11 protein-coding genes are annotated in these 9,218 nt (G+C 55.3%); 4 read left to right on the forward strand and 7 right to left on the reverse strand.

Going from position 1 to position 9,218, the window contains the following annotated elements:
• The first annotated feature begins 3 nt into the window (after positions 1 to 3).
• From WC370_03775 to WC370_03790, 4 genes are all read left to right on the forward strand, one after another.
• Positions 4 to 1,155: a glycosyltransferase family 4 protein gene (locus WC370_03775; protein MFA5308591.1), complete on the forward strand. Its 1,152-nt coding sequence runs from the start codon at positions 4 to 6 to the stop codon at positions 1,153 to 1,155.
• A gap of 37 nt (positions 1,156 to 1,192) precedes the next feature.
• A complete protein-coding gene (locus tag WC370_03780) occupies positions 1,193 to 1,789 on the forward strand; it encodes a CDP-alcohol phosphatidyltransferase family protein (protein ID MFA5308592.1) in 597 nt (198 codons plus the stop codon).
• Between the two features lie 199 nt (positions 1,790 to 1,988).
• Positions 1,989 to 3,272 (forward strand): adenylosuccinate synthase, encoded by a 1,284-nt coding sequence (locus tag WC370_03785; protein ID MFA5308593.1) that lies wholly within the window; start codon positions 1,989 to 1,991, stop codon positions 3,270 to 3,272.
• 726 nt (positions 3,273 to 3,998) lie between these two features.
• The gene (locus tag WC370_03790) at positions 3,999 to 4,442 is read left to right on the forward strand and encodes a GNAT family N-acetyltransferase (GenBank protein MFA5308594.1); all 444 of its coding nucleotides are present in this window, start codon (positions 3,999 to 4,001) and stop codon (positions 4,440 to 4,442) included.
• Here WC370_03790 and WC370_03795 read toward each other — a convergent pair.
• From WC370_03795 to WC370_03825, 7 genes are all read right to left on the reverse strand, one after another.
• Entirely contained in the window at positions 4,426 to 4,764 is a 339-nt protein-coding gene (locus tag WC370_03795; protein MFA5308595.1) for a type II toxin-antitoxin system RelE/ParE family toxin, read from the reverse strand. The genes WC370_03790 and WC370_03795 overlap by 17 nt on opposite strands.
• A complete protein-coding gene (locus WC370_03800) occupies positions 4,751 to 4,984 on the reverse strand; it encodes a ribbon-helix-helix protein, CopG family (protein ID MFA5308596.1) in 234 nt (77 codons plus the stop codon). The genes WC370_03795 and WC370_03800 overlap by 14 nt, the downstream gene beginning before the upstream one ends.
• Before the next feature lie 85 nt (positions 4,985 to 5,069).
• A complete protein-coding gene (locus WC370_03805) occupies positions 5,070 to 6,500 on the reverse strand; it encodes a hypothetical protein (GenBank protein MFA5308597.1) in 1,431 nt (476 codons plus the stop codon).
• Positions 6,501 to 6,587: 87 nt separating this feature from the next.
• The gene (locus tag WC370_03810) at positions 6,588 to 7,043 is read right to left on the reverse strand and encodes a hypothetical protein (GenBank protein MFA5308598.1); all 456 of its coding nucleotides are present in this window, start codon (positions 7,041 to 7,043) and stop codon (positions 6,588 to 6,590) included.
• Between the two features lie 228 nt (positions 7,044 to 7,271).
• Positions 7,272 to 7,472 (reverse strand): hypothetical protein, encoded by a 201-nt coding sequence (locus WC370_03815; GenBank protein ID MFA5308599.1) that lies wholly within the window; start codon positions 7,470 to 7,472, stop codon positions 7,272 to 7,274.
• A 51-nt stretch (positions 7,473 to 7,523) separates the two neighbouring features.
• Positions 7,524 to 7,664, reverse strand: a complete 141-nt coding sequence (locus tag WC370_03820) for a hypothetical protein (protein MFA5308600.1) — start codon at positions 7,662 to 7,664, stop codon at positions 7,524 to 7,526.
• Positions 7,665 to 7,765: 101 nt separating this feature from the next.
• Entirely contained in the window at positions 7,766 to 8,788 is a 1,023-nt protein-coding gene (locus WC370_03825) for a hypothetical protein (GenBank protein ID MFA5308601.1), read from the reverse strand.
• Positions 8,789 to 9,218 lie beyond the last annotated feature (430 nt).

A 9,218-nucleotide genomic window follows, 5' to 3' on the forward strand; every position in this document is an offset into this window, starting at 1 on the left:
GAGATGAAAATAGCCCTGGTCTCTCCCTATGACTTCGCTTATCCCAGCGGGGTAGGGAACCATATATCCTGCCTGGAGCAGCAGTTCACCCGGATGGGGCACGAGGTCAAGATAATCGCCCCGGCCTCCAAAGCCATCCATACCCTGGGCGACCGATTCATACGCATCGGGACACCGCGCCCGGTGCCCGTCAGCGGCTCCATAGCGCGGGTCACCATGTCTTTAATACTCGAACACGCCATCAAAGACGTCTTCGAGCGCGAGCAGTTCGATATCTGCCACCTGCACGAGCCTTTGATGCCCACCCTCTGCACCACCATTTTGCGGCTCAAGAAAGCGCCGATGGTGGGCACCTTCCACGCCTCCGGCGGCAAGCCCTGGTACACCATGTTCTCCCCCGTCATGAAGTGGTACTTCGACCGCTGGTTCCGCAAGCTGGACGGGCGACTGGCTGTTTCCAAGGTAGCCAAAGATTATGTCAATAAGTACTTCCCGTCCGAATACACCATCATTCCCAACGGGGTGGACACGCACCATTTCAGTAACGGCGTGAAACCTTTCGAGCAATTCGACGGGTCCAAGACCAATATCCTCTTCGTGGGGAGGCTGGAAAAGCGGAAGGGGTTCGATTATTTGCTCGAAGCTTACCGCCTGGTCAAGAAAGAAGTCCCGGACTGCCGCATTATCCAGGTGGGGCCGGGGGTGCGGCTGCGCAAGAAGTACGAAAAACGCATCAGCCAGCACGGCATAACGGACGTGAATTTCACCGGCTACGCCACCTACAGCGACCTGCCGCGGTATTACAAGACGGCGGACATCGTGTGCTTCCCCAATACCGGCTGGGAAAGCCAGGGGATAGTGCTGCTGGAGGCCATGGCGGTGGGCAAACCAATCGTGGCGTCCAACATCGACGGGTTCACCGCCGTCCTTTCCGACGGCGTGGAGGGCATAACCGTGCCGCCGCGGGAATCCGAGCAGCTGGCCGCGGCCATACTAAAGCTCATCCGGGACAAGCAGCTCCGGGAGCAGATGGGGGCCAGAGGCAAACCGAAGGCCATGCAATACGACTGGACAGTACTGGCCAAGAAAGTGCTGGACTATTATACGATGACGCTGGACAATATCAAGCGCAACAGCGCCGCACCGGTAAAATAAAGCTTTGAACTAACACCGCATCAGGAAAAACTGCATAATGCCGAAACTGGAAACCGCCCGGAAAAGCATCGCCGGCAACGTCACCCAGCCCATCGTGCGGCTGCTGGCCAAAACCCCGCTCACCCCTAACGCCGTGACCTGGATAGGCTTTATCATTACCGCCGGCGCGGCAGCGCTGGTGATTACGGAACATCTGCTGGCGGGCGGCATCGTGGTGCTTGTCGCCGGATTCTTCGACATGCTGGACGGGGCGCTGGCGCGCCTGACCAACCAGACCAGCCGCTTCGGGGCGATACTGGACTCGACGCTGGACCGTCTTTCCGAGGCGTTGCTACTGGTGTGCCTGCTGGCGGTATTCGTGCGGGGCGGGGACTTCGCCGAGTGCATGCTGGTGGGGGCGGCGCTGGTAGGCTCGCTGCTGGTGAGCTACACGCGGGCCCGGATGGAGGGGCTGGGGGTAGAATGCAAAGCCGGGCTTTTCACCCGGCCGGAGAGGGTAATCGTCCTGGCGCTGGGACTGATGCTGAGCAGGTTCGACCCGGCGCTGCTGATAGCCCTGTGCATCATCACTTTCTTCAGCTGGTACACCGTGGTCGAACGCATGGTTTACGCCTGGCGCAAGCTGAGGGAATAACCGGCGGTCAACCTGATTCCCGTTAGCACCAGCGTAGCAGAGATTTTCCCAGCTAGCACGGAATAAACAGTGAAATAACTGCGGCTAAAGCCAGCGTGAGGACAGGGCATCCGTCCACGCTCGTGATTAGCTACGGCGACGATAGACATGCCACGTGTACGATGGTAGAATGTATGGGTTTTGGCGATAGGAGGTAAAAATGCCGGTTGTAGCAGTAATCGGAGCCCAGTGGGGAGACGAAGGCAAAGGCAAAATGGTGGACATGCTGGCGGAGAAAGCCCGGTACGTGGTGCGCTTCTCCGGCGGCGATAACGCGGGCCATACCGTGGTCAATCCTCACGGGGAATTCAAACTGCGGCTGACGCCGTCCGGCATTTTCTACCAAGACGCCACCTCCATCATCGGCAACGGGGTGGTCATCAACCCGGCGGTACTGAACTCGGAAATAGACGGGCTGAACGCCCGCGGCATCAACACCGCCAGGCTGCTCATCAGCGACCGCGCCCACCTGATTATGCCCTACCATATAGTCGTCGAAGGGCTGCAGGAAGAAGCGCTGGGGGACAAGGCCATCGGCACCACGCGCAAAGGCATCGGCCCCGCCTTCGCCGACAAGGTGGCGCGCACGGGCATCAGGGCCGGCGACCTATTGGACAAGGAAGTGCTGCGCAACAGGCTGACCACCACGCTGGAGATAATCAACCGGATACTGGCGGGGGCCTACGGAGCCAAGCCGCTGGAGTTCGGCCCTATTTATGAGCAATACTGCGCCTACGCCGACCGCTGGGCGCCCAATATCTGCGATACCTCCGCGGTGCTGGCGGAAGCCATAGCCAAGAACGAGCCGGTGCTGCTGGAAGGCGCACAGGGCTTCCTGCTGGACCCGGACTACGGCACCTATCCCTTTACCACATCATCGTCCCCAACGTCCGCCGGGGCCTGCCTGGGAGCGGGCATCGCACCCAACAAGATTACGCAAATACTGGGCATTTTTAAAGCGTTCCAGACCAGGGTGGGCGCCGGGCCCATGCCTACCGAGCTGAACGACGCGACCGCCGAAACCATCCGGGAGCGGGGACACGAATACGGCACGGTAAGCGGCCGCCCCCGCCGCTGCGGCTGGTTCGACGCAGTAGCCGCCCGCCTGAGCACCCGCATCAACGGCTTTACGGCGATAGCCATCACGCGGCTGGATATCATGGACGTTTTCCCGACGCTGAAAATCTGCACCGGCTACAGGCTGGACGGGAAGGTCATCGACAATTTCCCCGCCAGCATCACGGCGCTGGAAAAGTGCCAGCCGGTGTACGAGGAGCTGCCGGGCTGGGAAAAGTCCACCGTGGACGCCCGCACGTTTAAAGATTTGCCACCCAACGCGCAAGGCTACATCAAGCGGCTGGAAGAGCTGACCGGCTGCCCGGTGGCGCTGATATCCGTGGGGGCAAGGCGGGAAGAGACGGTGGTGAGGAAGGACGTTTTCTAGGGGGGACGGTAAACAGGATATTGGTACTGACCCCTTTTCCTCTTATCCCCACCTGCGCTAAAGCTCCGGCGGGCAAGCCTCTCCGCTGGCAGGGAGAGGGACGACAGATTGCGGGATGGCTAAAAACCCTCTCTTATCTCCTTCCGATTCGTTCCTCATACGGAATCCCGGATGAACAGGGTGAATCGGGACTTTTTCAAAGTGGGACGCCGATACCCCGAAATATCATTGGGGTAACTTACCTCTTACCCTTGTCCTCCCGCCTGCGCTAAAGCTCCGGCGGGCAAGCTTCACACGCTGGCGGAGGGGGGCGATAGACAGGACATTGGGACCAACCCCTTTTCCTCTTATCCCCACCTGCGCTAAAGCTCCGGCGGGCAAGCCTCTCCGCTGGCAGGGAGAGGGACGACAGATTGCAGGATGGCTAAAAACCCTCTCTTATCTCCCTTTATGAAAGGGAGACGCCTATGCCCCGAAATGAGAGGCCGGCAGAGGGTGGATTCCAGCCGGAATTTACCCCGTTCACGGTGAACCATTCAAGGTGAATCCGTACTTGATACGGAGTCGGAACGACGGAGTCAAAATCTCCCTCCTGTCCCTTTCCGATTTCATGCGGAATCTTCGACTTTACGAAAGAGGGACGTCAATACCCCGAAATCATCGTGTGTTTACTTACCTCAATAATGGGTTTACCCGATTATAGCGAGGATATGATAGAATAACGTCATGATAATCAGAAAAGCCACAGAGAAAGACATCCCCAGGCTGCTGGAGCTTTACCGGCAGCTTTCCTTTAATCCGGTCGACTATAAAAGCCCGCCGCCGGAGGAATGCCGCCGCGTTTTGAGACAGATACAGGAACACCCCGGCTACAGCCTGCTGGTGGCGGAGGAAAACGGGGAGGCGGTGGGGACGACCGTGCTGGCCATCCTGCCCGGCTTTGCTCACGACACAGCGTCTTTCGGCGTTATCGAGTACGTGGTGGTGGACGAAAAATGCCGGAGCAGGGGCATCGGCAAAGAGCTGATGGAGTACTGCCTGGCGCGGGCGCGGGAGGCGGGGTGCTACAAGGTAATACTGACCAGCGACAAGCGGCGGGAGAGAGCGCACAAGTTCTACCGCGAGCTGGGGTTCGAGGCATCGGCGGAGGGGTTCAGGTATTATTTCTAGGGTCGGACGGCTTCAGGTTTTTCACTTTCAGGTTTTCCGCCGCATATTTTTCTTTTTCTTCACTTACCCTGTAGATGTCCTTGCGGTGACCGATTTCAATAATCCAGATTACCAGTTCATCATCGATGATAGTATAGAGAATCCGGTAGTCTCCCTGGCGAATACGGTATTTATCCTGACCTCGCAATTTTTTACAATCCGACGGCCTTGGATTTTTGGCTAACTTCTCTAAACGCTTAAAAATCCGGAGGCGGCTGGCTTTGGGAATCGACTTTAGGTCTTTGTGTACGGATGACTTATACACCAACTTATATAAGGCCATCTATTTTTAGCCTTTTCATCATTTCTTCATGACTAATAAGCGGTTCGTCCTTCCGTTCTTCAAAGACCAGTAAGTCTTCTTCGTCTTCCTCCAATGCCATTCTTACGGCTTCATTGATGATTTCAGAAACGGATTGTTCTGTGTCTATTGCCTTGAGACGCAGGGCTTTATGTAAAACAGGGTCCAGATAGACGGTGGTCCTCTTGGTTAATGCGGCCATAATGTCACCTCCACAAACAGTGACATTATAACATCATAACGTTATAGCGTCAAAGCGTTGTTGGCGGTATACAACGGGGTAAAATCTATGGCGGCGGAAACTCGTAGCTGACCAGGAATATACGAATAGTGCGCAGGCCGGCATCCGGACTCAGGTGGATAACAAACCCGCCGGTCTGGTTGTACTCCACCCTTATATTAATCCGCCCGACCAAATTAGACGCGTCCAGAGTCCAGGATACTTGCTGCCCATCCGCGTCATAGCCTTCAGCCCACAGATTCAATTCCGGTCTTTCCTTATCCGTGTTCAGGACGCTGCCGCTCAGTATAATGCAGGCGTCCCCCGCTTTGAAGGCATTGGAAGTTGTCCAAGGGGAGAAATAATCCTGTTCGCACACGCCCATTGCCAAGCTGACATCCATCAGCGCCACCCCATACAGTTCCCCGGCTGAATTCTGGAAATAGCTGCCCGGACCGGGCTCTATGGTCACCGTAACGCCGTCCAGTATCAGAGAGACCATCGGGGTGGGCGGGGGCGGTGTTTCTGCCGGCTGGGCATCAGCTACCATCACCTGTTCCGTGTAGATACAGGTCTCGCCGCTCTGTAACGTTGCCGCTATTTCCAGAGGGTATACCAAGCCGCTGCTGATGCCGCCGCCGATGAGCGTTTGTGTTTTACTGGCGTTTTTATCAGTCAGCAGGGGGTGGGAATCGGAAACATCATCGAAGGTAAAGTTGTAAATCCTGCCTTGTTGCAGATCCAGATTAGCCAGCAAAGAGACAATGGGCTCACGGCCTGTATTTCTTAAGATTATAACTACCTTGGGGCCGCCGGGATTCACCAGCTCACCGGGTTTATAGTCCCGGGCTACACAAACGACTTCCACCGGTCTTTCACCGGACGGAGCAGCGGCAGATACGGCGATATCAGTGAGCGGAGCATTGAATTGCCAGCTTTGCAGCAGAGCATTCACCTGGTCGACAGTCGCATCCGCGGCATTTTTACTACAGGCAATGATGAGAATAAACTGAGATTCCCCCACCGTAAAGCTCTTGAAATAGGCCGTGGTCTCCTGCCGCCAATCGTGGGACTCATAAAGTCCGCTTAAGTCCGGGGGCGTGACGCCGGGCGGGGTAGTAGTGGTTGAAGAAGGCGGCCCGGAGGCCGCCAGCACCAGTGCCACGTAAGCCCCACCCCTGGGAATCTGTGATGCCACTACTCCCGGACTGAATTCCCAGGAAAAGGAGCCGCCGGAGGCAGTTTCCGTTACCGCCCGCGCCCAGAAGCCGGTATCGCCCCAGCTATTGAAAGACACCAGGCCGGTTTCCCCCTTCATCATAAGGCTTTCCGGCCCCTCCGACACCGCCCAGCCTCCCGGCAACTGTACCCGGACGCCGTAATTTTTAGAGACGTAAGTGCCGTAGCCGCCGGTAGGGGGCGGAGCGGCGCCAACGGCACAGGCTGAGAAGCCGATTACCAGCGATAGCAGGATACCCAGGAAAGCGAGATATTTCATGCTCAGATACCTCCTTTCAGCCGGGGAAAAGGGAGACGGGACAGGGGGCGGGAATATTTAGTGAGGGGTTACGGGACTACTTCCAGCCTACTTGGCAGACGGCTCGCTGATTTGCACGGAAACAGTATATTCAATATCCGAGCCGCTTTGCAAGGTGGCGTTAATCTTGAGCTGATATGATGTCCCGCTGCTGATGCCGCCGCCGATGAGCGTTTGCCGGACACTGACCGTCTGGCCGGCGGCCATGGGGCTGGCGGCGGTAACCGCGAAGTCGAACTCATAAGCCCGGGCCATCTCCAGCGTGGCGGTCAAGGCAACAACCGGCTCCGACCCGGAATTATGCAGGGTAATCTCGACGGTAGGCCCGCCGGGGTTAATGGGCGAGATGGGACCGGTAACGGCGACGACGTCAATGGGGCGGTACTGCGGCATGCCAGTGGGAGAGGTGGTGGGCGGGGTGGTAGTGACAGAGGGAGAGCCGCCACAAGACGCCAGGACGGATACCAGCAGCACCAGAGCTAGGACTAATACAGAGTATTTCATATTGAGCACTCCTCAGGTTTTTCCCCGGGCGGGCACAAGTACGCGCCCGGTCCAGATATTTTACCGCTTATTTGATTAGACCGTTAAGCAGCACCAGTCCCGCCAGCACCACCAGCCCGGCGATATGAATAATAATGTACTTCATACTAGTTATAACGGCGGGGCGGGGAAAAGGATACGGGGGTACGCTAGCTGTAAGACCTATTTGATTACTATATTAATCGCCTGCTAGTCTTGAAGTGTTTCTATCAGGTGAGTGCGCTGCTGGATAGTAATCTGCGTCTCCCCTGTTTCCAGCGCCTTAAAGAGAAACCAGCTATAGGCGGGAGCTTGGTCTTGTTCCTCGGTAGCATTAGATTCTTCGTCCACCAGCATCACCATGTTTTCGTCGTAAACCTCTTTCATTACGGGGAAATGGTCAAGAGACATGGGAAACCCGATGATAAATTCATCACCCGCATTGATGGTTATTGCTTTACCTTAATCAAAATAGACCCCGATATCCGCCCAGGGAGGGTGTGGTATATCGGACATGGTAGTTGGCGTTATGTCATCATGCGCGCAGGCGGAAACGCCGATTACCAGCGCCAGTAAGGCACCCAGGCAAGCGAGATATTTCATACCCAGATACCTCCTTTCTACTGTGTAAAAAGACAAACATCCCTCACATTAGTTCTGGCTAGTAATAACGTAAAAGCGGGAGGGGGGAGAGGGGGGTTCCTTTAGGGAGTTATTAAATTCGCTAAGGATGTGATACCGCCCGGTAACACGAATCCGCCGTCAACCACGGCGTTACCGGCTAGAACATGTCCGTAAAGCAACCTGTCCGGCTTGACTTCACTCCTTCCCCACTGAATCCCCACCCATCGCGCCATAGCCGCCGACGCCCCGTCGGAGCTCCTTAATTCCACCGGACGGGGATATAGTACGCTCAACAAAATACCGTCAGTGTTTTGAGGGTCGCCCCAACTGAAGCTTCTATAATAGGCAGGTAATTCGTCCGCCGGTAATGGTTCGCCCATTGTCCCGAGCAGCGTCTGGATGCAAGCTGTTATCTCGGTATATTTTGAGTCCGGAGGCTGTGAGGATGCATGGCCGGTTAAAGTATCTCTGGTAGTGATAACCATGGCAACGGGCATCTGCGACCATACATGGCTTTCCGAGTCCGCCAGTAATGCCAGCGCATCGTGTATATCAATCATCGGCGACGTCATGCCGGGAGGACCTAACCGCATAACAAAGGTATTATAGTCCGTGCCCAGCAGACCGATAACCCTGCCGTCCCGCCCGGTTACTATGGCTCCAGGGAGGTCGTTGCGCGGGCCTTCTTCCAGCGTGAACCGTCCGCCGATAGACGGGATATTATCTTGATACCGGACGATTTCCTTAAAGTCCGTGACCCGCCAGCCGTGCACGGTGACGTTATCACCCGCATTATAGCTTCCGGCTTCAGCAATATCCGCCGCAGGGAACACTGCTTTATCCATATACAGGACCGTAACGCTGTTGCGCGGGTCCATGATTTTGATATCAGCGGGATAACGCGGCTGGCCCGGCTTCCCTACGTATAAGGTATCCGGGACTTCTTCTTCATAGTTGATAACGGTCAGGATTTGACGCCCGTCGCCCACCGCCAGACCGTAAGCCAGCGGTGCTTCCTGTGAAATATCCGCCGTAGTCCAGACCTGCACCATCGCTTTCTCATTCACCGGCGACGATTTGCAGGAAATGGCAGAAAATATCATGGGGAATACCAAACATGTAAATAGTACCAAACGACATATTTTTTTCTTATACATACTTGATTCACCTTTCCCATAGCACTATAGATAACGTTAATTTATAAGTCTAGTTAGGTCAGCCACAGTAGACCAAACGTATATTGAAGCAGTGATTTTCTGTAGCCAAACCTAATATGCACGAACTCCAGTAATTTTTTACCTATTAAACCATTTTACTAATCAACATACGGTATATACATCAAGTCAAAATACGCATAACCGTAGTTTACCAGACTTCCGGTAATGATACTATTATTTGGTAATGTTTTTTGACCTTTCCCCCGTAAATAATGCCATTGGCTCTTAGAGTTCTCTGCTAGAATATAGCGAACGGGAGGACTCGAAATGCAGCGCAAGAAGTACACTGAAGAGCAGATTATCCAGGTGCTAAAAG

Source organism: Dehalococcoidales bacterium (genome assembly GCA_041652735.1).
Lineage (GTDB): Bacteria > Chloroflexota > Dehalococcoidia > Dehalococcoidales > RBG-16-60-22 > RBG-13-51-18.